Consider the following 25,966-nt stretch of genomic DNA (forward strand, 5'->3'; position numbering starts at 1 on the left):
ATGTTACAAGTGAAATCAGTCAACCAGTATTACGGTGAAAGCCACACCTTGTGGGATCTTGATATGCATATTCCAGAAGGAAAATGTACTGTGCTCATGGGACGAAACGGCGTCGGCAAAACCACTTTATTGCAGTGCATTATGGGGTTAGTCAAAGTTGAAAGTGGCGACATCTCGCTCTCTGGACAATCTCTGTTGAAGTCCGATGCGGAAGAGCGACCAAGGCAAGGTATCGGCTATGTACCGCAAGGACGTCAAATCTTTCCCATGCTGACTGTCCAAGAAAATCTAGAGGTTGGATTACCCATTCGCGAAAAGGGCGATCGCACCATCCCAGAGTTTATCTTCGAATTGTTTCCGGTATTGAAAGAGATGCTTCATCGCCGCGGCGGAGATTTGTCTGGAGGACAACAACAACAGCTCGCCATTGGTAGAGCATTGGTGGTTAATCCTAAATTGCTGATTCTAGATGAGCCAACAGAGGGGATCCAGCCCAATATCGTGCAGGAGATTGGCGACATTATTCGCATGCTCAATGAGCAGATGGGGTTAACGGTATTGTTGGTTGAGCAGAAGTTGCCATTTGCTCGTAAGGTAGGCGATCGTTTTTGTATTCTCGACCGCGGCCGTCATGTAGCTGAAGGCGAAATGGAAGCGCTCGATGAAAAGTTGATAAAGGAGTATCTCACGGTATGAGCGATGTACTGAATGCAATCTTGGAAGACGCGCAGCCACTCGGGATGGCGATAGAAGAGGATGTCAGAGATGGTTGGCAAGCCAAGCTGAATCTTACTTTTGCAAACCGTGGAGACAAAACTGTACTCAAGCACCGATATCAATTGGGACCGCTTGCGGTGCAAAGGCCTTTGTATCCCGATGGTAAAACATGTCATAGCTACCTGCTACACCCGCCAGGTGGTGTTGTAGGAGGTGATACTTTAGATATTGATATCTCGGTAGAAAGTGGCGCACATACCCTGATCACCACACCGGGCGCCACCAAGTTCTATCGCTCTAATGCCAAGTATGCGAAACAGAAACAGATGTTGCACGTCGCTAAAGATGCACGCCTAGAGTGGATGCCACAAGAGAATATCTTTTTTCCAGATGCGCACGTTCGTTTGGACACCGAAATCTACCTTGAAAAAGGTGCACAGTTTTGGGGTTGGGAGATGCACTGTTTTGGTCGGCCTGCACAAAATGAGGGATTTGAGCAAGGGCACCTCGTTGGAAAAACTGAAATCTATTTAGATAACAAGAAATTGCTTACCGAAGGGTTTAACTTTCATGGTGGTGATAAGTTAATGATAAATATGGGATTATTAAACTATCCCATGATGGGAACCTTCTATATTGCCGCGGATGAACCACAAGATTTAGAGTTGGTACAGAGCTTGCTCTTATCTATTACACAGCAAGCTTCACTGCAACCTGTTCAGTTTGATTCATCGAGTAAAAGCTCATTAATTATGGGTGCGACGCAAATTGAAGGGTTGATTGTGATCCGAGCTTTAGGTCATTGGAGTGAAGACATACTCCAAGCCTTTGGACAGATATGGCAAGCAACGCGTTCACATCTCGGTGGCTCTACTCCTGATTTACCAAGGATTTGGGCGACGTAGCGACCTGCCCATTTTTGTACCGAGGGTAGACTTCCAGCCCTCGGTACTTTTTTCGCTTGCTGTATGGAACATTGGCTTAGTTCATCAGGAAAATTGAGCTAAGTATCTAGACGAACAGTGGGCAAATAAATGGAATTAACACCAAGAGAAAAAGATAAGCTCCTTATCTTCTGTGCAGGAATGCTCGCACAGCAGAGAAAAGACAAAGGCTTAAAACTGAATTACCCAGAATCTATTGCATTGATCAGCAGTGCCATTCTAGAAGGTGCGAGAGAAGGAAAAACCGTCTCCGAGCTCATGGATTTTGGACGCACACTTCTAACCGTCGATGATGTGATGGATGGTATCCCATCTATGATCCCTGACGTGCAGGTCGAAGCTACCTTTCCTGATGGCACCAAGTTGGTGACTGTTCACGAACCGATTGTGTAAGGAGAGTTTAATGGCCAGTTCCAATTCCAACTACAACGGATTTGTTCCCGGAGAAATAGAGACAGCACCCGGCACCATAACCTTGAATGAAGGACGAGATACCGTCTCAGTTAAGGTCAATAACATCGGTGACCGTCCGGTTCAAATTGGATCTCATTACCACTTCTATGAAGCAAACCCTTCGTTGATCTTTGATCGAGAAGCGACGAAAGGCTTTCGACTCAATATCCCAGCAGGTACCGCAACCCGTTTTGAACCTGGCCAGTCTCGCACTGTTGAGTTGGTGAGTTACGCAGGAGCAAGGGAAGTATACGGATTCCAAGGAAAAGTAATGGGTAAGCTCTAACCCCATTGGTCAAAGCGACAAAATAACAAAGGATTGATGATGGCGACGATATCCAAACAGGCATACGCCGAAATGTTTGGCCCAACAGTCGGTGACCGAGTGCGTCTTGCGGACACTGATTTGTGGCTAGAAGTAGAGAAGGATTACACCGTATATGGTGACGAAGTAAAGTTCGGCGGCGGTAAAGTGATCCGTGATGGACAGGGGCAAAGCCAACGCCCAAGTGCCGAAACACCTGACTTGGTGATTACCAACGCGATTGTGTTGGATTATTGGGGCATCGTAAAAGCTGACGTCGCAATCAAAGATGGTCGAGTGCAGGCGCTAGGTAAAGCGGGCAACCCAGACGTGCAGCCGGGCGTTGATATTGTGATTGGTCCGGGTACTGAAATCTTAGCCGGTGAAGGTTCGATTCTTACTGCTGGTGGTATCGACTCACACATTCACTTCATCTGCCCTCAACAGATTGAAGAGGCGCTGGCGTCAGGTGTGACAACCATGATTGGCGGTGGTACTGGACCAAATACGGGCACCAACGCGACGACATGTACACCGGGTCCATGGAACATGCACCGTATGCTGGAATCACTTGACCAATTTCCAATGAACTTTGGTTTGCTCGGCAAGGGTAATGCGAGTCAACCTGAAGCATTGCGTGAGCAAGTAGCAGCCGGTGCTGTTGGCTTGAAGTTGCATGAGGATTGGGGAACAACACCTGCTTCAATCGATACCTGCTTGAGTGTCGCCGATGAGATGGACGTACAAGTTGCGATTCACACCGACACATTGAATGAGTCAGGCTTTGTTGAATCGACACTCGGCGCTATCGGGGATCGCGTGATCCATACCTACCACACCGAGGGAGCGGGCGGCGGTCATGCCCCCGATATTATCCGAGCTGCTGGTGAGCCGAACGTGCTGCCTTCTTCAACCAACCCGACACGACCTTACACTGTAAATACGGTGGATGAGCACTTGGATATGTTGATGGTTTGTCACCATTTGTCACCGTCAATTGCTGAAGATGTCGCGTTCGCAGAGTCGCGTATCCGCCGAGAAACCATTGCCGCAGAAGACATTCTGCATGACTTAGGTGCCTTTTCGATGATCGCTTCGGATTCGCAAGCCATGGGGCGAGTAGGTGAAGTTGTCACTCGAACATGGCAAACCGCGCACAAGATGAAAGTGCAGCGTGGCAGCCTAAAAGAAGATTCCGACTACAGCGATAACTTCCGTTTAAGACGTTATGTCGCCAAGTACACCATTAACCCTGCGATCACGCACGGCATGGCTCATGAGATCGGCTCAATTGAAGAAGGCAAGTTAGCAGATTTAGTGCTTTGGAAACCAGCCTTCTTCGGTGTGAAGCCTAGTGTGATTTTGAAAGGCGGCATGATAGCGATGGCACCGATGGGTGACCCGAATGCTTCTATCCCAACACCACAGCCTGTGCACTACCGCTCTATGTTTGGTAGCTATGGCAAGGCAAGTCAGAACACATCGATGCTGTTTGTTTCTAAGGAAGCCAAGGCTCAAAACATCGGTAAGCAGTTGGGATTAAAGAGTTTGATTGGCGTAGTGAGCAACTGTCGAAATATCAGCAAGGCTGACATGAAGCTCAACGATTGGATGCCAAAGATCGAAGTCGATTCTCAAACCTATCAGGTACGTGCTGATGGTGAATTGCTTGAGTGTGAACCCGCCAAAGAACTGCCAATGGCTCAGCGATACTTTTTGTTTTAGCTGCGAGCTGAAGGCTCTTATTTTAAGTCTTTGGCTGAGGGCTCTTATTTTGAACGTTATAAATCTCACAAGGAGATTGAGGTAATAGCATGATTGAACTTACTCAAATTCAAGCCGAGTTGAATACGGACCCAGATGGCTTTTTAAGCCTACCGATCGATAGCCGCATCAAAAGCCGTCTTAAAGTGACATTGGATGACGGTCGAGATGCAGGGTTGTTTTTACCACGCGGTCATATTTTGCGTGGTGGAGAACAACTTACCAGTGAGTGCGGTTTAACCGTTGAAGTGAAAGCGGCACCTGAAACCGTCTCTACAGTCTATTGCGACGATGCGCACCTGCTGACGCGCGTAGCGTATCACCTAGGTAACCGACATGTTCCGTTGCAGGTAGAAGCGGGTTGGGTGCGTTATCAACACGACCATGTTTTAGATGAAATGGTTGAAGGGTTAGGTGCTACGGTGACGACAGAAAAACAACCTTTTGAACCTGAAGGTGGGGCTTATGGTGGTCGCTCTGGCGGTCATCACCATCATCATTAATTGAGTTATTTGTGACTCATCCATTTATAGATACAAAAACGATATTAATAATAACGCAAGGACTTCGCGATGAACTTTAAATACGCTACAGGCTTAACGACATTAACAATCGCTTCGCTAACAACACCGACGCTGGCTTTCGCTCACCCAGGGCATGATCATGGCTCTCATTCACTCATCTCTGGTTTAACGCATCCCGTTACAGGTGTCGATCACCTTATTATGCTGGTGGCATTTGGTATGTTGATTGGCGTGCTTTCTTATTCAAACAAGATTAAATCGGCTTTGTTAGGTGGAGGTCTTGTCTCTCTTATGGCTGGTCTATTAGTCGGCCAAGCAATGGGTTTCTCGGTCGTGGTTGAGCCTGCAATCATCGCTTCTCTGTTCGTTGTCAGCCTATGTCTATGGCACGTGTTTTCACCTTCAACAACCAAGGTCAATAGCATACTGGCGGTTTCAATCGGTTTCCTATTCTTCCATGGTTACGCCCACGGAGTTGAGGCTGCGTCTGGTCTTGCTCAGTTTGCAGCAGGCATGGGGGTAAGTGCTTTAGGGTTGATGGGCATTGGCTACGTAGCTGGTAAGGCATTGTATTCAAAGTGGGTATCACTGGGTGTGGCTTCGCTAAGCGCGCTGTTTTTAATGGCGGCTTAAATTGCCTCTAGGGAGATAAGCATGCAAGCAACAGCGAATGTCGCGAGCTATCGCCTATTTCAATTGATTAGCCCTTCATTGCCAATCGGTGGTTTTACCTACTCACAAGGGCTCGAATATGCCGTGGAAGCGGGGTGGGTGACCAACCGCGATACGATGGAGCAGTGGCTGAATTACATGGCGAACTCAAGTGTCGCCACCCTAGAGCTGCCAATTATTGATCGACTCTATTTGGCACTAGAACAAGGCGAGCTCGATCAGATCGAGTACTGGTGTGATTTCTTGTACGCAAGCCGTGAAACCAGCGAACTGCGCGCGGAGGAGAAACAGCGTGGTTTGGCTCTGTTTACTCTGCTTAAGCGGTTGGAGATTGATGTTTCTGTAGTGGACTCAATCCAATCGCACCCGAATCAATTGCTAGGGTTCTGTATAGCGGCGAGGCATTGGAAAATCAGTTTAGAGGATTTAAAGCAAGGCTACCTGTGGAGCTGGTTAGAGAACCTAGTCACCGCTGGCGTAAAGCTGGTACCACTTGGACAAACTGATGGTCAGCTTGCACTACTTAATGTCACCGAGCGATTTTCAGCTGTGATCAATCAGGCGCGAAAAATTGAAGAGTGGATGATTGGCAGTTTCACTCCATCGCTCTCGATTGCCAGCTCACTGCATGAAACACAATACACAAGACTATTTCGTTCATAGCACAGCGATGTAGTGGGAAGAATATAAGGAATAAGACTATGGAAAGTTATAAGCAACCGCTTCGAATTGGTATTGGCGGGCCTGTAGGCTCTGGTAAAACCGCACTGCTTGAGGTGCTGTGTAAGGCGATTCGCGACAAGCTCAATATCGCGGTCGTGACCAATGACATTTACACCCAAGAAGATGCAAAGATCCTCACGCGAGCTGAAGCTTTAGAGCCTGACCGTATTATCGGTGTGGAAACGGGCGGTTGCCCGCACACAGCGATTCGTGAAGATGCGTCAATGAACCTCGCGGCAGTTGAAGAGCTGGCTAAGCTGCATAAAAACCTAGATGTAGTATTCGTTGAGAGTGGCGGCGATAACTTGAGTGCGACGTTCAGTCCTGAGCTTGCTGACCTGACTATCTACGTAATTGATGTAGCGGAAGGAGAGAAGATCCCACGTAAAGGTGGCCCGGGCATTACGCGCTCGGATTTGTTAGTGATTAACAAGATTGACTTAGCACCGTATGTTGGCGCGTCGCTAGAAGTGATGGAGCAAGATACCCAGCGCATGCGTCCTACTAAGCCGTTTGTGTTTACCAATCTTAAAGAGAGCAAAGGGCTAGACACCATCATCGATTTTATTGTGACCGAAGGCATGCTTACGCTCAAAGAGCCAGAGAAGACAAGCTAGTCATTCGCAGCTCTTGATAATCCCCCATAAGTAAAAGCCCTATCAAATCTGATAGGGCTTTCTCATTTAATACGGTTTGGTCGTTTATGCTTTCGCTATTTTTTGAGTCACCTGCGATTCAATCACGCCGTCTTCAACTTGGGTTTTGATCACTTCGCCGATTTTTACATCTTCAACCGAAGACACTGTTTGATGAGACGCTGAATGAGTGATGCTGTAGCCACGTTTTAGCGTCGCTAGTGGACTCACTGTCTCTAACTTTTCCGCAGCCATAGCTAATTGATGGCGAGTCGTCAGCAAGGTTTTGTCCATCGCATCCAAGAGCTTTTGCTCTGAGCGTTGCAGATGTAGCTTCTGTTCACCCAAGCGTTTAACTGGAGAGTGGAGCTGAAGCTGGTGGTGTTTTCTCTCGACACGTTGCTGATGCTGCTTTAAATATTGCGCCATACCGCGACGCAGACGCATGTCTAGGTCATCAAGTTGCTGGCTCTGTTTTTGCAGCTGGTAGCTCGGGTGTTGCTTCTCTAAGCGGTAGTTGAGAGCTTGAGTCGACTGCGCTCGTTTTATCAATAAATGACGAATAGCGCTGACTAATCGTGCGCGCTTAGCAGCAAAAGCCTGCTCTTTATGACTGTTATCACGACTAACAATCTCAGCTGCAGCTGATGGAGTCGGGGCACGCATATCGGCAACGAAATCGGCAATAGTCACATCGACTTCGTGGCCGACGGCGCTGATGATTGGAATCTGGCTTGCAGCAATAGTGCGAGCAACGATCTCATTGTTGAAGCACCATAAGTCTTCCAGTGAACCGCCGCCACGTCCCACAATCAGCACATCACACTCATTACGTTCGTTAGCTCGACCAATCGCTTGAGCAATTTGAATCGCCGCCTCTTCACCTTGAACCATGGTTGGGTAAATCACTACCGGCAAGGAAGGGTCACGGCGTTTAAGTACGTCTAAGATATCGTAGAGTGCAGCGCCAGTTTTGGAGGTGACAACACCAACCCGTTTCGGGTGTTCTGGTAGAGGTTGTTTGTTGGATTGAGCAAACAGACCTTCCGCAGCAAGATTCATCTTGAGTTTTTCGAACTCTTGTTGAAGTCGACCATCGCCCTCAGGTTGCATGCTCTCAATGATCAGTTGATAGTCACCGCGTGGCTCATAGAGAGATAGGCGTGCCTTAACTAAGACTTGGTTACCGTTCTGAGGCTTAAAAGTGACTCGGCGGTTATTGCCGCGGAACATGGCACATTTCACCTGTGCACGAGAATCTTTCAGCGTGAGATACCAATGGCCAGATACAGGCGCAGAGAAGTTTGAGATTTCGCCAACGAGCCAGACTATTCCCATTTCGTTTTCTAGTAAAAGACGAACCTCTGAATTGAGGCGAGAAACAGTAAAGATGTTTGGATTGGTCATAGAGGCGCTATCTTTAAGAACGGTCTTTCGGACGAATCTCACAGGGCGTGAGTATGGAAGATAGCGGCAATATAATACATATCAAGGGGGTAAATGCAAATTAAAAATACAAAAATGTGTAGCCAAGCGATTTCCCCGTGCGTATAATCCCTCCGCAATATCTAATCCAAAGCACTTCATTATGCGAAACGATGAAGTCGGATTTTTCTTTCTACTCCTCAATTGTGAGATATTGCAAATGCTAAGAATTGCCAAAGAAGCGCTGACATTCGATGACGTACTACTTGTGCCAGCACACTCCACTGTTCTCCCAAACACAGCTGATCTTCGCACTCAGTTGACTAAAAACATTTCACTGAACATCCCTATGATTTCTGCGTCGATGGATACCGTGACGGAAGCTCGTCTGGCTATCGCACTCGCGCAAGAAGGTGGCATTGGCTTTATCCACAAGAATATGTCTATTGAACAACAAGCAGAGATGGTTCGTCAGGTTAAAATTTACGAAGCAGGTGTTGTATCTAAGCCTGTAACAGTAAGCCCTGATGCAACAATCGCTGATGTTGTTGCTCTAACTGAGAAGCACGGTTTTGCTGGTTTCCCAGTAGTAACAGAGACAAACGAACTGGTTGGTATCATTACTGGTCGTGACGTTCGCTTCGTAACAGACTTGTCTAAGAAAGTAGACGTAGTGATGACGCCTAAGTCGCGTCTAGCTTCAGTTAAAGAAGGTGCAACGCGTGAAGAAGTGCAAGAGAAAATGCACGAAGCACGCGTTGAGAAAGTACTGGTTGTGAACGACGAGTTCCAACTAACCGGTATGATCACAGCAAAAGATTTCCACAAAGCAGAACGTAAGCCAAACGCATGTAAAGATGAGCGCGGCAGTCTACGTGTTGGTGCCGCTGTTGGCGCTGGTGCTGGTAACGAAGAGCGTGTTGCTGCTCTTGTTGAAGCTGGCGTAGATGTTCTATTAATCGACTCTTCTCACGGTCACTCTGAAGGTGTCCTAAACCGTATCCGCGAAACTCGCGCTGCTTACCCAGATCTAGATATCATTGGCGGTAACGTAGCAACGGGTGCTGGTGCTCGTGCTCTTATCGAAGCGGGTGTTAGCGCAGTTAAAGTAGGTATCGGCCCTGGTTCTATCTGTACAACTCGTATCGTTACTGGTGTTGGTGTTCCTCAAGTTACTGCAATCGCAGACGCAGCTGAAGTTGCAAACGAATACGGCATTCCAGTTATCGCTGATGGCGGTATCCGTTTCTCTGGTGACATCTGTAAAGCAATCGTAGCTGGCGCATCTTGTGTGATGGTTGGTTCAATGTTTGCGGGTACAGAAGAAGCACCGGGTGAGGTTATCCTTTACAACGGTCGTTCTTACAAGTCTTACCGTGGTATGGGTTCTCTTGGCGCAATGTCTCAAGGTTCTTCAGACCGTTACTTCCAGTCTGACAACGCTGCAGATAAGCTGGTACCAGAGGGTATCGAAGGTCGTATCGCATACAAAGGTCGCCTAAAAGAGATCGTTCACCAACAAATGGGTGGTCTTCGCTCAAGCATGGGTCTAACAGGTTCAGCAACAGTAGAAGATATGCGTACTAAAGCAGAGTTTGTTCGTATCTCTGGTGCAGGCATGAAAGAGTCTCACGTACACGACGTTCAAATTACTAAAGAAGCGCCGAACTACCGTCTAGGTTAATCGCCTCCTTTAACGTTTTCATAGTGTGTCCATTAAGGGCACACTGTTTTATCTAGCTCTGTTTTTTCTATCTATATAGTGATCAAACATTGAGTAAGAGAAAATTGACGAAAACGTTTGCTTTATTTCTTGAAGAGTTAATGAGAGGTGAGTAAACTCGCCTCCGTTTCATCACATAGCCAATAAGACTGCTTACAATGACTAAAAATATTCATGACCAACGTATTCTAATTCTAGATTTCGGCTCTCAATACACGCAGCTAGTTGCGCGTCGTATTCGTGAAATCGGTGTTTACTGTGAACTTTGGAGCTGGGACGTAGAAGAAGCGGATATTCGTGAATTCAACCCAGACGGCATCATCCTTTCTGGTGGCCCTGAAAGTGTAACGGAAGAGAACTCTCCACGTGCACCTCAATATGTATTTGATTCAGGTGTTCCTGTATTCGGTATCTGCTACGGCATGCAAACTATGGCTGAGCAACTTGGCGGTAAGGTAGCAACGTCTACTGAGCGCGAGTTCGGCTACGCAGCAGTACAAGTAACAGGTGAATCTGCACTGTTTGCTGATCTAGAAGCATCTCAAGATGTTTGGATGAGCCACGGTGACAAAGTAGTAGAAATCCCAGCGGACTTCGTTAAAACAGGTGAAACAGACACTTGTCCTTACGCAGCAATGGCGAACGAAGAGAAGAAATACTACGGCGTTCAATTCCACCCAGAAGTAACGCACACTAAGAATGGCATGAAAATGCTAGAAAACTTCGTTCTTAATGTATGTGGTTGTGAAGGCCTTTGGACTTCTGCTTCAATCATTGAAGATGCAGTTGCACGCATTAAAGAACAAGTAGGTGACGACGAAGTTATCCTTGGTCTATCTGGTGGTGTTGATTCATCAGTAGTTGCGATGCTTGCGCACCGCGCTATCGGCGACAAACTAACGTGTGTATTCGTAGATAACGGCCTACTTCGTCTGAACGAAGCTGAACAAGTTATGGATATGTTCGGCAACAAATTTGGTCTAAACATCATCCACGTTAACGCTGAAGACCGTTTCCTAGATGCACTTAAAGGCGAGAATGATCCAGAAGCTAAGCGTAAGATCATCGGTCACGTATTCGTAGATATCTTCGACGAAGAGTCTAAGAAACTGAAGAATGCTAAGTGGCTAGCTCAGGGTACTATCTACCCAGACGTAATCGAGTCTGCAGCATCTAAAACGGGTAAAGCGCACGTAATCAAGTCTCACCACAACGTTGGTGGTCTTCCAGACGATATGGAAATGGGCCTTGTTGAGCCTCTACGTGAGTTGTTTAAAGATGAAGTACGTAAGATCGGTCTAGAGCTAGGTCTTCCATACAACATGCTTTACCGCCACCCATTCCCAGGTCCAGGTCTAGGTGTTCGTGTTCTTGGCGAAATCAAGAAAGAGTACTGTGACTTACTACGTCGCGCTGATGCTATCTTCATTGAAGAGCTTCACGCTGCAGACCTTTATCACAAAGTATCTCAAGCGTTCACGGTATTCCTACCAGTACGCTCTGTTGGTGTAATGGGCGATGGCCGTAAGTATGATTGGGTTGTATCTCTACGTGCTGTAGAAACGATCGACTTCATGACTGCTCACTGGGCACACCTACCGTACGACTTCCTAGGTAAGGTATCTAACCGCATTATCAACGAGGTTGATGGCATTTCACGTGTTGTTTACGACATCTCTGGTAAGCCACCAGCAACAATCGAGTGGGAATAATCTCTCTCTATTGATGTAATCGAGACAAATTTGTCTTAGATTCTAGAAGCCTCGAACTCAGTTCGGGGCTTTTTGTTTTTTGGAGCCAATCGCCACAATGACTGAGACAAAATGAGGTGATTTATAAATTACTAGTAAGCGACTCGCACTTCTTTTCGATTTAACCATTCGGCACTAGAGCCTTTTCATCGTGCCACATACTCTCTTATCGACGTTACTTATAAGAGAACAAACTATGTTAAACGTGAAACCGATAGCGCTCGTTTTGAGTGCTCTTTTCGTTGGCGGAAGTATTTTTGCTGGCGGAAGCTATGCGGCGACCAATAGCCAACCAACCATGAACATCCAACCCGATCCACAGAACCCTACTGGTTATCTTGTGTCGAGAACCGACCTTGCCGCTGTTGAGCAATCCAAGGCTTCTGATCCTATGTATGCGATTTGGTCCCAAGCACTGCAAACTCGTTCCAATACGATTGTAGAGGCGATTGAGCCGAACCAGTCTACCAATCCTGATAACGTAAAACGCGTTGAGCGTGTGTTCCCGCAAACAGAGTGGGACTTCCTAACGCAAATGGCAGCACCAGAATACACTTACACCCGTTTCCTGCGCGCTATTGGTAAGTTCCCTGCATTCTGTGGAGAGTACACCGATGGTCGCGATTCAGATGCTATCTGTAAGAAATCCATCATCACCGCCTTTGCTCATTTCTCTCAGGAGACGGGCGGACATATTGCGATAGACAACACCTCGGATAATCCATTGGCGCTAGAAGAGTGGCAGCAAGCCTTAGTACACGTGCGTGAAATGGGTTGGTCTGAAGGGCAAGAGGGCTACACCACAGGCTGCGGACAGAACGATTGGCAGAATGCACGTTGGCCGTGTGCAGCAGGGCAGGGCTATTTTGGGCGAGGTGCTAAACAACTTTCTTACCATTTTAACTATGGTGCCTTCTCTGAAGTGATGTTCGATGGTGATGCGACGGTTCTTTTAAACAATCCTGGTTTAGTTGCAGATTCATGGTTAAACCTTGCTTCTGCGATCTGGTTCTTCTTAACGCCTCAAGCGCCTAAGCCAGCGATGCTGCATGTAATTGACCGTACTTGGTCGCCATCTCAGCGTGAGTTAGATGCGGGAATCGGTTATGGCTTTGGTACGACTATCAATGTCATCAACGGTGGCATTGAGTGTGGTGAGCAGAATAAGAACAAAGGTCAACCTGTGAACCGTATTCGTTATTGGGAAGGCTTAGCTGAACACTATCAAATCCCTATTGAAGCAGATGAGAAGAATACGTGTTGGCAGCAAACCCCATACGGAAGTTTGAATCTCAACGGCGCGACGGATGTGCTTTACACCAACTGGGATGGCAACTGGAAATACTACGCCGATCGCCCAGAAGGTTTTTCATTTGAGTGTGAGTTAGTTGGCTTCCAAACTGCTTATTCTGCATTAGTACCGGGTGATTACGAGAAGTGTGTGACCAACTTCTACGGCTCTCATGCGAGCTGGCCAGAAGTGCGCGTGGTAGACAAGCTAGACCCAGTGGATCCTGGTACCAACCCGGGTGGTAACGGTTGGGATGCTAACAAAGTTTACAATACAGGCGATCAGGTGACCTTTAACGGCGCGACCTATGAAGCGAAATGGTGGACACAAGGCGATGAGCCAACAGCTGGTGGTCCTTGGAAGCTAATCGCGGGTGAGCCAAAACCACCCGTTGAACCAGATCCTACACCTGTTGATCCGCCAGTGACTGAGCCTCCGGTGACGAATCCTCCAGTCGAGCCACCTGTCACTGAACCACCCGTAGTCAATCCAAGCGAATTTACTACTTGGGAGCCGGGGGTAACTCAAGTGAGCAACGGTGAGAAGGTGACGTACCAAGGCAAGTGCTTTGTCGCGAAAAACGGCCCAGGTGTATGGGAGAGCCCAGTCCAATCAAATTGGTTCTGGGATGAGATTAGTTGTCAGTAAATTCAGTACTTGCTGAGCTAATTACGTTTCAACAAGCCGGGCATACGCTCGGCTTTTTAGTGGTTAGGAATAGATGCGGGATGCGAGTAAACGAGTAGCGAAAAGCCTGTTTTTGATTGCTCCCAAACTCCGCGTACTCAGAGCTGTAAGACCTTTTCGTATCTCGTATCTCGAATCTCGTTACTCGTATCAATGATCAGATGCGGGATGCGAGTAAACGAGTGACGAAGAGCTTGTTGTTGATTGCTCCCAAGCTCTGCGTATTCAAGAGTATAAGAGCTTTTCGTATCTCGAATCTCGTTACTCGAATCAATGATCAGATACGGGATACGAGTAAACGAGATGCGAAAAGCACACTCTCTATTACTCTTCGCATCTTAAATCCCGTTTACTCGAATCTAAACACGCTCTTCGCATCTCGAATCCCGTTTACTCGAATCTAAGCACGCTCTTCGTATCCCGAATCTCGTTCACTCGCTTTTCAAAAAAACACATACAAAACATGAATGCTAAGTTCTGAATATGAAACTAATATTCCATGAGATCATTTACTCAACCTTAGTTTTCGATAACTGGATTACCTCAAATGCGGTTTATAGATTAAAATTTTCTTACAATTTTTATTGGTTTTGTTTAACCCCTATTTGATAAAGGTAAATTCGCAATGTCGACCAAACTAGCTAACCCAGCGCCACTTGGCTTAATGGGTTTCGGTATGACCACAATTCTTCTTAATATCCACAATGCAGGCTTCTTCCCGATTGATTCGATGATCCTAGCGATGGGTATTTTCTACGGTGGTTTGAGCCAAGTGATTGTCGGCACAATGTGCTTTAAGCGTGGCGACACGTTCGGTACAACAGCGTTTACTTCTTACGGTCTATTCTGGCTAACACTGGTTGGTCTGATCGTAATGCCTTACATGGGTCTACCTGCAAGCCCAGCAAGTTTTATGGGTTGGTACCTACTGCTATGGGGCGTATTCACAGGCTTCATGTTCATCGGTTCTCTATGCTACCCAGTAGCGAAGCAAGTGGTATTCGGCTCTCTAACGATTCTATTCTTCCTGCTAGCAGCGCGTGATTTCACTGGTAGCGAGCTAATCGGTACTATCGCTGGTTTTGAAGGTATCTTCTGTGGCGCTTCTGCAATCTACTTTGCAATGGCTCAAGTGATCAACAACGAATACGGTCGCACAGTACTGCCAATCGGTGAGAAGAAAGCACCGCAAGTTGCAGCGCAAGAGATCGCAGCTTAAGACCAGTTTTTGGGAACAGATCTTAAGAGACAGGAAAATAAAACGGGTTAGCCGAAATGGCTAACCCGTTTTTTATTATCTCTGAATAGGCCTTATATGATCTATTCAGTTTAGGAGGTTACTTACGCAGATGGCTGCTCAACTGGCTTGCTATCAGTTGTTTCAGCTTCAGGCGATTTGCCTGTCTTACGCTTGTATTTACCTTCCCAGTAATCCGCACCTTTAATGCCAAGCTTAACTGGGTTGAATGTGTACTCAGTTACGCCTTTCTTCTGTTGCTCTTCGTAGTCTTTCAGCGCTTTCAGAGCTGGTTTAGACATGAAGAAGATAATCAGAATGCCGACGATGTTTAGCCAAGCCATCAGACCTACGCCCACATCACCCATTGCCCATGCAAGGTTGGCGGTTTTCACTGTACCGTAGAATACTGCAGTGATAAGAACCGCTTTTAGAGCAAACATCATACCTGGAATCTTAACTGTGCGACGTAGGTACGCGATGTTCGTTTCTGCAATGTAGTAGTAAGCAAGAATGGTTGTGAATGCGAAGAAGAACAGAGCGAATGCAATGAATGGCTTACCAACACCTGGGAGAGCACTTTCAATTGCAAGCTGTGTAAATACAGGGCCGTTCGCACCGATGTCTGCAGCTAGGTTTTGTACTAGGAATGCGCCTTCAGCACCACCGTGTACGTTGTAAGCACCCGTGATAAGAATCATGAATGCTGTAGCTGAACATACTAGTAGCGTATCGATGTAGATAGAGAAAGATTGAACCAGACCTTGTTGTGCTGGGTGATCAACGCTTGCAGCCGCTGCAGCGTGAGGACCAGTACCTTGACCCGCTTCGTTAGAGTAAACACCACGTTTAACACCCCAGCCGATAGCAGCACCAACACCCGCCATAGGAGTAAATGCGTCACCAACAATCATACCGAAGATGCGTGGTACTTCACCGATGTTTAGAAGAATGATAACGAAAGCAATCACAATGTAAGCTAGCGCCATGAAAGGAACCACGATTTGCGTGAAGTTCGCAATACGCTTAACACCACCGAAGATGATGAACGCTAAGATGATCGCAATAACAGTACCAGTGAAAACTTTAGCAAAACTGAATGTACCGATAGCTGTTTCGATCATGTCGCCTGTGCCAAACGCTGCTTCTACTGCATTACCAATGCTGTTTGACTGAACGCCTGGAAGTAGCACACCACAAGCAAAGATTGTCGCGATAGCGAAGATCCACGCGTACCATTTCTGACCCATCGCTTTTTCGATGTAGTAAGCTGGACCACCACGGAACTCACCTTCATCTTCTTCTTTATAGATTTGAGCCAGTGTTGATTCTGCAAACGCAGTTGCTGCACCAAAGAAGGCAACAACCCACATCCAGAATACAGCACCAGGACCACCGAAACCGATTGCGGCAGCAACACCAGCAATATTACCTGTACCTACGCGCCCAGAAAGCGAAACGGCAAGTGCTTGAAAAGATGAGATACCTTTACTTGAGCTTTTGCCAGATAACAACAAACGCCACATTTCAAAGAAGTGACGAACTTGAACAAATCGGGTCATTATGGAGTAGAACAAACCTGCGCCTAGACACAAATAAATCAGTACCGGACTCCAGATTATTCCATTCAAAAAATCAACGAATGACTGCATGAGTATTTTTCCCTGTTAGTTGTACTTATGATTGTTTTTCGTACAACACAATACTTCACATGTAATGCTCTTGTTAAATTATTTATCTATCTAAGCTTAATAGTGTGATATATCGCATGTTATGGAGAGCTTTTGTTAACGATAAGTTCTATTTTTCCGTTTGCCATTCGACATAGAAATGCAATTTAATGCATTTTTCTAGTTAGATCTCTCTCGGAGGAATAGAATTTGATGATGTGATTAGGTTTGGAATTAAATTTCAACTTTCTGACAGGTTGCTGATATGTGCTTCAAGTTGGCGTTGTATTGTAGTTTTAATACGTAATCTTATCGGTGGTCATTCTATTAATGTGATCTATAAATCACATTTAGATTACTGTGTTTGAGTTTTGGTGTGATCAAAATCACAATGGGTGGGTGTGGTATGAATCTCAGATAATTGCAGGATATTTTGCCTAAGTTTGCAGATTTTACCAGAGTCATTGATTGTTACAGATGTGTTTCAGGTTCTATATGTTCTCCCCAAGTTCAAAAATCAAAGTTCAGAGTTTCGGTCGTATTCTTGCGAATATGGTTATGCCTAGTATTGGTGCCTTCATTGCTTGGGGGCTAATTTCAGCACTGTTTATTCCTACCGGTTGGTGGCCGAATGAGGCGCTAGCTTCTATGGTCAACCCGATGATCATGTTCTTAATTCCGCTATTGATTGGTTACACGGGCGGTAAGATGACTGGGGGAGAGCGCGGCGCGATTGTGGGTGCTATCGCAACCATGGGCTTGATTGTGGGGACAGATGTGCCAATGCTAATGGGTGCAATGATCATTGGCCCGGCTGGTGGTGCTGTGATTGCCCGTTTCGACCAAGCCATGGAAGGAAAAGTTCGCAGTGGTTTTGAGATGTTAGTGAACAACTTCTCTGCCGGTATCATCGGGATGATGTGTGCCATCATCGCTTTCCTCATTGTTGGACCGGCGGTCAAAGTGGTATCGACGATGTTGGCTGCTGGTGTACAAGCGATGGTGGATACTGGCTCGTTGGCTTTGGTGTCGATTTTAGTGGAGCCGGCGAAAATCCTATTCCTCAACAATGCGATAAATCATGGTGTGTTCTCACCAATTGGAATCCATCAAGTTGAACAGTTTGGCCAATCTTTGGTGTTTCTTATTGAATCTAACCCAGGCCCAGGTTTAGGCGTGTTGCTGGCGTATATGGTGTTTGGCAAAGGGGGCACGAAGCAGACCGCGGGTGGTGCATCTATCATTCACTTCTTTGGCGGCATTCAAGAGATCTACTTCCCGTATGTATTAATGAAGCCTCGTCTGATCTTAGCGTTGATCGCAGGAGGTATGGCGGGTGTTTCCACTCTGGTGTTGTTTGATGCTGGCTTAGTATCTGCAGCCTCGCCGGGCTCTATTTTTGCGATTTTAGTGATGGCTCCTAAGTCTTCAATGCTAGGGGTAGCACTGTCGATCCTTATCTCGACCGTAGTGTCGTTCTTATGCTCTTCATTCATTCTGAAAACAGATCAAAAAGATGAAGTGGAGCAAGAAGAAGGCTATCTGACTGGCCGACCTCGTTTTTCGAATCGAACATCAAACTCATGATCGTAACTCAGCAAGACTTTTATAACGACAGGCCAAGATCACCTTGGGCTTTGAGGTTAATATGAGAAACACTCGTGCAGAAAGCGTGATGCTTTCAAAGGCCATTGAGCCTGTCGACCTACCCAACGAAGCAGAGCTGTTGGAAGTGATTTCTACTGCTGAGGATGCCAGTGCCGTGTTCTTAGCGGCGTATCATGCGTTGGACGATACCATTGGTGTACTCATGCAAAGTATCTTCTACAAAGATGACTACGCAGTGAAGTACGTGGTTGATCCTCTACTTAAGAATCAAGGCCCGCTAGGGGATGTGATGATTCGAAGTAAACTCCTTTACGGTCTTGGTGTTATCAACCGAGAAATCTATGAAGATATAGAACGTTTTGTCACACTCAAAGAGTGGGCAGATACGCCACAAAGCAGCATTTACTTTACCGATCCAGACGTGATTGAAGAGCTGCAGCGAGTCCATGTTGTACAAAGCGTCATGCCTATCGACTATGATCAACAAGCCGCCAACAGCTTACCGCAAGAGATGCTTACGATGTTCATTGAACGTCATAACCAAAAGGTGCAGTCGAGTATCGTGTTAGCCATTGCCGAACTTGTCAGACAGATCTGTCACAGCGATACGTCGTTCCTGCCTTCTTAAACCTTCCTGTGATTTATCAGGTTGTGAATAACGCGAATAGACCACCAAAATTAATAAATATTGTTACTAAACATTAGTCATATCATGTTCGTGAAGTGAATCGTAATTCGTTTTCAAATTGATTGAGTAAGCTCTGCCATAAATAAAAAATATCTAGCGTTTTTATATGTTTATGGAGGATTTATGAAAACACTAGGCGGCGTTGTTTTAGGTAGTCTATTACTAGTAGGTTGTGGCGGCGGAGGTGGCGGTAGCAGTAGTAGCGGAGGTTCTGGCACTGGCAATTTGAGTGGTCTTCCCGACCCTGGAGGGGTATCAAGCGCAAACTACGACCCTCGACAGTTACGCGCTCAAGTCAACTTTTCCAATAGTACGGTCACCGGTTCAAGTATTGTTTTTGCTCTTCACTATGAAAAAGATGCAACGCGTTTGATGTCGGTGGACGCGCTCGATGAAATCGAAGTATTAGTCGATGGCGCACCGGTTGCTTTAACTAATATGTACGGTTTTCTCTACTCATATGATATGCCGGCGCATGCTGCAAGTTATGAGGTGAGTTGGAAACGCGATGGCGATGTGGTTGCATCCACCAGCTTTGATGGCGAACCGTCTCAAATCCCACTGACCACCAACTATGATGGCAGTGGCGTACAATACACATGGGTAGAAGAAGCAAACACAACTTATCGTTTTGTTATCCCGGGTCTAACCTGTGTGGACCGCTTTGGAAATAACGAACATTTCTCACATTGGGAAAATGATGACCTCTCTAAGAACGTTGTAACAGGCGGGAGTTATTATGTTCCTCTTAGTCTTTTTAATAACTTCACTGAAGATCAATTAAGAGCGACGTATCAAACCTGCTTCGTCAGTTTAGATGTAACAGGTGAGCACCATGATATTAATATTCAAGACTCTGGTTACCAAATGAAAGGTATTGCCACGGGCTACGGTGTGGAGCTGTATACCATTTTCTAAGCTACTTGAATTGAGGTTGTGAGTTTTTCACCAGTCTACTTTCTTGGTTTACGGGGAAGAACGTTTCTTCCCCTTCATTTTCTTTTTCAAACTAATCATCGGCAACAATATACCCACACTCTTTAAGGCGCTTGGCGAAGGTGGTTTGAGTATTTGGCTCACCATGAATTAAATGAATGGATTTTGGTGGCGTTGCTATTCCGTCGATAAAACGCATCAAATCACTTTGCCCTGCATGGGCTGAATAGCCAGACATGGTATGGATTTGTGCATTCACAGATACATGAGCTTGGTCAATCTCAACAGACATCTCTCCCTGTTGTAGTGCACGACCGAGCGTACCGTGAGCTTGATAGCCAGCGAGTATCACATCGGTTCGCTTGTCGGGAAGCAAAGCTGATAAATAATTCATAATACGTCCTCCCTGACACATGCCGGATGCGGCGATCACAATAGCAGGCTCTGCGGTCGATTTTAGCCGATTCACTAACTTCTTATGCGCCCGATGGTCATCAACCGTAATGCATTGTTCAAATGCCAACGGATTTCGGTGTGCTTCGAGTCTTTGTTTGGCTTCTTCTCCCCACAACTCTTTGAACTGACGGTATGAACGTGTGATTTTGTGCGCCATTGGTGAATCGAGAATAATGGGCAGTTTACTGCTGAGTCGCCGCTCAGCAATTAAGTTCTCGATATCAAACAGCAGCTCTTGGGTTCTTCCTACGCTAAAGGCAGGAACGAGGATTGCTCCACCATCTTCAAGGGAATGATCGATAATGCGGTTTAGCGTGTCTGCACGCTCGGCAATATTAGAATGATTGCTTGCGCCGTAGGTTGATTCAATAAACAGATAATCAGCTTGTTCGGGTGACACTGGATCTGGAAGTAGAGGAGTATTACTCGGGCCGAGGTCTCCAGAAAATACCACGACCTCCTCATTAGGTAATTTTACCTTAATATAAGCCGAGCCAAGTATGTGTCCCGCAGGCTGAAAACGGGCATAAAGAGTATTTGGCCTACCATGATCTTTTTGCTTTTGGGCGTGAGGTGTTGGTGGAATAGGGAACCACTGGTTATAGGCTTGTGGTTGTATTAAAGAGTGGATTCTCTTAAGGATCTGTTTACGCTGCTGGTGGCTGAACCCTTGCAGTTTCAAACCATCCTCAATCATCAGCGGTGCAATGGCGGCCGTCGCTTTAGTACAGATGATTGGCTGATTAAACCCAGTCGCCAACAGCCATGGAATACGTCCAATATGATCAATATGACTATGGGTAAGCAATAAAGCACTGAGTTGCTGGGTATCAAACTCAACCTCTAATGGGCGTGCGTCTTCTCCTTGAAACAGCCCACAGTCAATTAGTATCGATTGCCCATCTACTCTAAGTTCATGACAAGAGCCCGTAACTGTCTTTTTACCACCGTGATGAATAACCTGCATTCGTCTCTCCGATTAACGCCAGTACGTGATTGTGCTAATCAGAGCAGCTAAAGAAAACACTAGCAGTAAGAGTTGCGAGGCCACGAGCGATAAAATGTAATTGAGCTTCCACTCAGCTGAGCACTCGCGAGAGATGGCTCTGCTTATTGGGTTGAGCTTTTTCTTGTATCGAGTTTTGGAGCAGCTTCCGCTTCCAAACGTGCTACTTCTGCATCAAGCTCGGCAATCTTCTCTGCCATTAAAGCGTGGCAATGATCGGCAAGGGCTCTGGCATCACCCAGCGGGTAACCCGATACATCGATAGGCTCTAGCATTTCAGTGATCACGATGCCGTTGTTGGCGCGATTCAAATCAATCTTGTTGTGCGTGGTACTGGTACACATTGGCGTAATAGGCACCCCAGCCTCAATTGCCATGCGGAACGCTCCGGTTTTAAAAGGTAAGAGTCCGCGACCTTTGCTTCGAGTGCCTTCTGGGTAAACCCAAACCGATAGGTCTCTTTGGTGAATCGCTTCGGCCACTTGTTTAATCGTGTCTCTGGCTTTGGATTTGTCTTCGCGATTGATCAAGATGTTACCTGTGATCCAATACAAAACGCCGAAGAATGGAATCCACAAGAGGTCGCGTTTACCCAACGAAACTGTGCGCGGTCTTAACATTCCCGGGTCGGTGACAAAATCGAACACACTCTGGTGATTAGAAATGTACACGCTGTTTTGCGGAGTTGGTGCGTTTTCTAGCCCGCGTTGAATAATTGTAAGGCCAAGGATCTTTTGTAGTTGATTAAACCAGCGACAAAAGAAGTACACATGCTTGGGGTTTTTAGGGCTAAACAGACAGAAAACAAGCGCACTCAGTGTTGTTATAACCACAAACACCGTAGCCAAAATAAGACGAAGAACAGTAAGCACAGCCGACTCCTTTCCACTGCACAATGGCAGTATTCAAACCGTTGAAGAAGATTAGAGCTTCAGTTCTATTTAACTAAGTTGCAACATTTTGAGAGAGGCAGACATCAAGAGTGAGATATGTATATAAAACCGTAGCCCAGAATCCACGGTATCAGCACACACGTGTTCACTGGCTAGACGTACATCATAAATTTGAAAACGAATAAAACTAGGAAAAATGCTATGAATTAGATGGCTTGATAGAATTTTATTAATCAAAGACTTATCATTGAGTTAGAACTCATAACTATTGATCGAGTATGGCATCTACTATCGATTTCTATCATCACAATGCAACCACATTAAGTACCCAATACAACTCGGTATCGTTCGAGTCTGTGCACAGCAGTTGGCAGCCTTACTGGCCTTTATCTGGTGACAAGGTGCTTGATGTTGGGGCGGGAAGTGGCCGCGATGCTCACTGGATGCAGCAACAAGGTTGTGAGGTGATAGCTATCGAGCCGAGTGATGGTCTACGTGAGTTAGGTGCAAAACATACTGGGGTCGAGGTCACTTGGATTAATGATTCATTACCCGCACTGAGTCGGACAGAAAACCTAGGAATGCGCTTTGATCTGATCTTAGTGAGTGCGGTTTGGATGCATCTTCCAATCAGCTATCGCGAGCGAGCATTTCGTAAACTCTCAAATTTACTTGCGCCAAATGGCCGCTTGATTATTAGTCTTCGACATGGGGAATTTGATGACCAGCGCCAAGGCTATCCGGTTTCCGTTCAAGAGCTCGAACAACTGGCAAAAAATAGCGCCTTACAAGTTCGACATATTGATGATAGTAAAGATCAACTGAATCGAAGTGAGGTTTGGTGGCAGACTGTCGTTATGACGCTTCCCGATGATGGTTCCGGTGACCTTAACAAAGTTCGTCATATCATAGTCAACGACAACAAATCAGCAACCTACAAATTGGCATTATTGAGAACGCTATTACGCATTGCTGATGCTCACTCAGGTGCGGTAATAGATAGAAATGATGGCAAAATACTGCTTCCAGTTGGGCTTGTGGCTTTATATTGGGTAAGACAATTTAAAAGGTTGATTGATATCGATATTGAAGGCTCTGGTATTCAACAGAACAGCAACACAACAAAGGGGCTTAGTTTTGTAAAACAAGATGGATGGCATCAACTCAAGCATTTGAGTGCAGACGATCTCGCGATTGGCGCGATGTTTTTGGGAGAAGAAGCGAAAGCGCTACAGAAGCTGTTTTCACATACCATTAGCACTATTAAAGCTGGACCAGTCACTTTTATTTATCAAGGGACTAAAGACAATAGACTGTTCGAGATTTTGCCTCCAACCCAGCGTCGAAAGTCACTCAGCTCTCTGGTTATTGATAGCGAGTTCTTGGCCAGTTTTGGCTACTTCACTTTGGATGAGAGTTTGTGGGAATGTTTTCGTATCTATCACTCTTGGATTGAACCATTGGTTGTTAATCAGTGGGTGATGGAAATGCAGCGTTTTGAGACAAACCGTGAACGCAACATTTCGCTGCAAACCTATCATGACTGCCTAGTGTGGATTGATCACAACCACGATACGCGAGATGTCAGAAAGCGAGTAGAGCAACTTCGTAAAGAAAATACTGAAATTGTGAGTGTTTGGAGTGGGGCTGTGCTTAAGCAAGATTATCATGTCGATCACTGCTTACCATTTACCTACTGGCCAAATAACGATAAATGGAACTTGCTGCCAACGACAACTAAAGAAAACCTTAAAAAAAGTGACAAAGTACCCACTGCAGAAAAGTTGCATATATCAAAGCAGAGGATTTTGGAGTGGTGGCAATTAGCATGGGATCACTCTGAACTATCCAAGCAACAATTCTTTTCTGAGGCCGCTCTCTCTTTGCCGAATATTCCGCCTCAGTGTCGTGATTTTGAAGAAGTATTTGACGCGATGGGACTACAAGTTCGTGGTGTGAAAAGCCGCTTACTTATCAATGAATGGAGTTAAGTAGCGAGTCATGAAATATATCGGCATAGATGCCTGCAAAGCGGGTTGGGTTGTTTGGAGTTGGCAGCACGATGAGGTGCAGCTTGAAGTGGTGGCCGAGCTATCTGAGATAACAGAGCAGTTGCGTGATGCGCATGCTCTGATTGATATCCCAATCGGCTTTAGTGATTCCAAAACGCCCGATAGGTTGTGTGACAAAGCAGCTCGAAAATACTTAACGCGAACTCGTGGTGCTTCGGTATTCCCAGTGCCTTGCCGTGAAGCGGCCTATGCCGAAAGTTATCCTCAAGCTTGTGAGATTAACTTTGATTTATGTGGGCGTAAGCTCTCTAAACAGGCTTGGTATATTCTGCCAAAAGTGCGTGAGGTTGATGCGTTACTTAATCTTCATTCTGAACTCTATCTGCGAGAGTCCCACCCAGAGGTGGTGTTTGCCACTTTAAATGGCGCGCCTCTAGAGCATTCGAAGAAGAGCTTTGAAGGCCAGCAGCAAAGGCTCGATTTGTTAGCGCAATATCTGCCGAACCATATTGATAAACTCAAACACCAAGTCGCAATCACAAAGAAATCAAAAGTGGCCCCTGATGATCTCATTGATGCGTTCGCCCTAATGTTGTGTGCTTTGCATTCTGATCAACTTAGCGCATTTCCTGAATCTGTGGACAAAGATCCACAGGGTCGAACTCGCGAGATTGTCTATTGGCAGCCGTAATATAAAAGCCCCCTTGCTGTGAGAAACACAAGGGGGCTGTTTTTTAGCGGGTGATTAGTGACCAGTCATTAGTGGTGATGGTGCACATGCGCATTCTCTTCGACCGCCAGTTCCACTTCTACTGTGCCTGCGTTTTTAAATTGCAGCGTCATCGGGAAGCGTTCGCCTTTTTTGTACGACTTGTTCGGGTTAAAGATCATTAGGTGATAACCGCCAGGCTTGAACATTACCGTCTTCATGCTGCCAACACGCACGTTGTCGATTTTCATCATCTTCATCATGCCGTCCGACATCTCATGAGTATGAATCTCTACCCGACTCGCGATAGGGGTCGATGCACTAATCAAAAAGTCATCTTTTTCTGCAAGGTTCTTAAGCTGGAAAAAGCCCGCGATCACAGTGGCATTCGGTGGCGCTTCTCGACTCCAAGGGTGGTCGATTTGAATGCTGTCAGCGGTGTACTCATGGGCTGCGACGTTGACACTAAAAAGCGTCGCGATAAATAGAATCAAAGTGTTGAGCTGTTTTTTCATAATAGTCTCTATCGGTTTTCGTTGGCCAAGAGCTTATATAGGCCAGTACGCTAAAAGCGCAGTGAAGTGGTTCCTCGCCTTTTTATGATCTAAGGCGTTAGTTTTTATGTGGGTTAACAAATTTTAGTTAACAAAGATAAGCACAAAGCTCATCTTGCTTAGGCGGAAAAACCGAAGGGCGGAGACTGCTTAGGAGCTAACGAAAGATAGATCTTACGGTAGCTTTGAACATGGTGATAGGAAGTGAATGAAGTCGCGATTCGGCATAACCAAACCGCCAACGCAGCCAGCACCATTGCGATCATGGTGATGGAGAACTGACACATCTCTAGCAGGGGACATTGAAACTTGAGCGGGTCATGGATTTCACCGACAGGCAGAGGCGACATCGCGTTATCTTCGATGAGCTCGCTAATATCGACCCACTTAAAACCCTCGGCGGTACACAGCAAGATCTTCTCTCCCTGCGCTTCTGATAGCCAGTTCTTGTTATTAACTTGTGATGGGTTGAGTGCCATCGTGGCTAATAAATATATCTGAAACAGCAAAGCAGCAATGACGTAAATCGCCATTACCTTTTGTTTTATTTGCGTATTTCTTGATATATGCATCACAACATTCAA

The 25,966-nt window shown here is 46.1% G+C and carries 23 protein-coding genes and 1 pseudogene; 18 read left to right on the forward strand and 6 right to left on the reverse strand.

Annotation, left to right across the window (positions count from 1 at the left end):
- From urtE to ureG, 9 genes are all read left to right on the forward strand, one after another.
- Positions 1-696, forward strand: a complete 696-nt coding sequence (urtE, locus tag L1D60_RS18250) for an urea ABC transporter ATP-binding subunit UrtE (RefSeq protein ID WP_239842348.1) — start codon at positions 1-3, stop codon at positions 694-696.
- The gene (locus tag L1D60_RS18255; RefSeq protein WP_239842349.1) at positions 693-1,622 is read left to right on the forward strand and encodes an urease accessory protein UreD; all 930 of its coding nucleotides are present in this window, start codon (positions 693-695) and stop codon (positions 1,620-1,622) included. Before urtE ends, L1D60_RS18255 begins: the two co-directional genes overlap by 4 nt.
- Before the next feature lie 129 nt (positions 1,623-1,751).
- On the forward strand, positions 1,752-2,054 hold the full coding sequence (gene ureA / locus L1D60_RS18260; protein ID WP_239842350.1) for an urease subunit gamma: 303 nt from the start codon (positions 1,752-1,754) through the stop codon (positions 2,052-2,054).
- A gap of 10 nt (positions 2,055-2,064) precedes the next feature.
- Complete coding sequence (locus tag L1D60_RS18265) at positions 2,065-2,400, forward strand: urease subunit beta (RefSeq protein WP_239842351.1); 336 nt, start codon at positions 2,065-2,067, stop codon at positions 2,398-2,400.
- A 39-nt stretch (positions 2,401-2,439) separates the two neighbouring features.
- The gene (ureC, locus tag L1D60_RS18270) at positions 2,440-4,143 is read left to right on the forward strand and encodes an urease subunit alpha (protein WP_239842352.1); all 1,704 of its coding nucleotides are present in this window, start codon (positions 2,440-2,442) and stop codon (positions 4,141-4,143) included.
- Between the two features lie 89 nt (positions 4,144-4,232).
- Positions 4,233-4,685: an urease accessory protein UreE gene (gene ureE, locus L1D60_RS18275; protein ID WP_239842353.1), complete on the forward strand. Its 453-nt coding sequence runs from the start codon at positions 4,233-4,235 to the stop codon at positions 4,683-4,685.
- A 69-nt stretch (positions 4,686-4,754) separates the two neighbouring features.
- Complete coding sequence (locus L1D60_RS18280; RefSeq protein ID WP_239842354.1) at positions 4,755-5,339, forward strand: HupE/UreJ family protein; 585 nt, start codon at positions 4,755-4,757, stop codon at positions 5,337-5,339.
- Positions 5,340-5,360: 21 nt separating this feature from the next.
- Positions 5,361-6,041: an urease accessory UreF family protein gene (locus L1D60_RS18285; protein WP_239842355.1), complete on the forward strand. Its 681-nt coding sequence runs from the start codon at positions 5,361-5,363 to the stop codon at positions 6,039-6,041.
- A gap of 38 nt (positions 6,042-6,079) precedes the next feature.
- Positions 6,080-6,718 carry an urease accessory protein UreG gene (gene ureG, locus L1D60_RS18290; RefSeq protein WP_008222792.1) on the forward strand — a complete coding sequence of 213 codons (639 nt, stop codon included), beginning with the start codon at positions 6,080-6,082 and terminating at the stop codon, positions 6,716-6,718.
- Between the two features lie 84 nt (positions 6,719-6,802).
- Here ureG and xseA read toward each other — a convergent pair whose 3' ends face one another.
- On the reverse strand, positions 6,803-8,143 hold the full coding sequence (gene xseA / locus L1D60_RS18295) for an exodeoxyribonuclease VII large subunit (protein WP_239842356.1): 1,341 nt from the start codon (positions 8,141-8,143) through the stop codon (positions 6,803-6,805).
- A gap of 238 nt (positions 8,144-8,381) precedes the next feature.
- Here xseA and guaB point away from each other — a divergent pair, with 238 nt between their 5' ends.
- The 4 genes from guaB to L1D60_RS18315 all read left to right on the forward strand — a co-directional run bounded on the left by guaB (position 8,382) and on the right by L1D60_RS18315 (position 14,832).
- Positions 8,382-9,845, forward strand: coding sequence for an IMP dehydrogenase (guaB, locus tag L1D60_RS18300; RefSeq protein WP_239842357.1), 1,464 nt, complete (start codon positions 8,382-8,384; stop codon positions 9,843-9,845).
- A 197-nt stretch (positions 9,846-10,042) separates the two neighbouring features.
- Positions 10,043-11,596: a glutamine-hydrolyzing GMP synthase gene (gene guaA / locus L1D60_RS18305; protein ID WP_239842358.1), complete on the forward strand. Its 1,554-nt coding sequence runs from the start codon at positions 10,043-10,045 to the stop codon at positions 11,594-11,596.
- A gap of 235 nt (positions 11,597-11,831) precedes the next feature.
- The gene (locus L1D60_RS18310; protein WP_239842359.1) at positions 11,832-13,574 is read left to right on the forward strand and encodes a chitinase; all 1,743 of its coding nucleotides are present in this window, start codon (positions 11,832-11,834) and stop codon (positions 13,572-13,574) included.
- A 664-nt stretch (positions 13,575-14,238) separates the two neighbouring features.
- Entirely contained in the window at positions 14,239-14,832 is a 594-nt protein-coding gene (locus L1D60_RS18315) for an acetate uptake transporter (protein ID WP_239842360.1), read from the forward strand.
- Positions 14,833-14,954: 122 nt separating this feature from the next.
- On the opposite strand, the gene L1D60_RS18320 is transcribed toward L1D60_RS18315, so the two are convergent.
- Positions 14,955-16,502 (reverse strand): alanine/glycine:cation symporter family protein, encoded by a 1,548-nt coding sequence (locus L1D60_RS18320; protein ID WP_239842361.1) that lies wholly within the window; start codon positions 16,500-16,502, stop codon positions 14,955-14,957.
- Positions 16,503-17,015: 513 nt separating this feature from the next.
- On the opposite strand from L1D60_RS18320, the pseudogene mtlA reads away from it, so the two are divergent.
- The 3 genes and pseudogenes from mtlA to L1D60_RS18335 all read left to right on the forward strand — a co-directional run.
- Positions 17,016-18,038 (forward strand): annotated as a pseudogene (mtlA, locus tag L1D60_RS18325) (mannitol-specific PTS transporter subunit IIC); the annotation flags it as partial.
- 130 nt (positions 18,039-18,168) lie between these two features.
- Positions 18,169-18,756: an MltR family transcriptional regulator gene (locus L1D60_RS18330; RefSeq protein WP_239842362.1), complete on the forward strand. Its 588-nt coding sequence runs from the start codon at positions 18,169-18,171 to the stop codon at positions 18,754-18,756.
- A gap of 183 nt (positions 18,757-18,939) precedes the next feature.
- On the forward strand, positions 18,940-19,734 hold the full coding sequence (locus L1D60_RS18335; protein ID WP_239842363.1) for a hypothetical protein: 795 nt from the start codon (positions 18,940-18,942) through the stop codon (positions 19,732-19,734).
- A gap of 91 nt (positions 19,735-19,825) precedes the next feature.
- Here L1D60_RS18335 and L1D60_RS18340 read toward each other — a convergent pair whose 3' ends face one another.
- Positions 19,826-21,175, reverse strand: a complete 1,350-nt coding sequence (locus L1D60_RS18340; RefSeq protein ID WP_239842364.1) for an MBL fold metallo-hydrolase — start codon at positions 21,173-21,175, stop codon at positions 19,826-19,828.
- Between the two features lie 143 nt (positions 21,176-21,318).
- Positions 21,319-22,086 (reverse strand): 1-acylglycerol-3-phosphate O-acyltransferase, encoded by a 768-nt coding sequence (locus tag L1D60_RS18345; protein ID WP_239842365.1) that lies wholly within the window; start codon positions 22,084-22,086, stop codon positions 21,319-21,321.
- A gap of 299 nt (positions 22,087-22,385) precedes the next feature.
- Between L1D60_RS18345 and L1D60_RS18350 the strand changes: the two genes are divergently transcribed.
- The gene (locus tag L1D60_RS18350; protein WP_239842366.1) at positions 22,386-24,098 is read left to right on the forward strand and encodes a class I SAM-dependent methyltransferase; all 1,713 of its coding nucleotides are present in this window, start codon (positions 22,386-22,388) and stop codon (positions 24,096-24,098) included.
- A 10-nt stretch (positions 24,099-24,108) separates the two neighbouring features.
- Positions 24,109-24,810: a DUF429 domain-containing protein gene (locus L1D60_RS18355; protein ID WP_239842367.1), complete on the forward strand. Its 702-nt coding sequence runs from the start codon at positions 24,109-24,111 to the stop codon at positions 24,808-24,810.
- Between the two features lie 68 nt (positions 24,811-24,878).
- Here L1D60_RS18355 and L1D60_RS18360 read toward each other — a convergent pair whose 3' ends face one another.
- Both L1D60_RS18360 and L1D60_RS18365 read right to left on the reverse strand, forming a co-directional pair.
- A complete protein-coding gene (locus tag L1D60_RS18360; RefSeq protein WP_239842368.1) occupies positions 24,879-25,343 on the reverse strand; it encodes a copper chaperone PCu(A)C in 465 nt (154 codons plus the stop codon).
- Positions 25,344-25,501: 158 nt separating this feature from the next.
- On the reverse strand, positions 25,502-25,915 hold the full coding sequence (locus L1D60_RS18365; RefSeq protein ID WP_239842369.1) for a hypothetical protein: 414 nt from the start codon (positions 25,913-25,915) through the stop codon (positions 25,502-25,504).
- Positions 25,916-25,966 lie beyond the last annotated feature (51 nt).

It is taken from the genome of Vibrio sp. Isolate30, from assembly GCF_022397975.1.
Classification (GTDB): Bacteria; Pseudomonadota; Gammaproteobacteria; order Enterobacterales; family Vibrionaceae; genus Vibrio; species Vibrio fortis.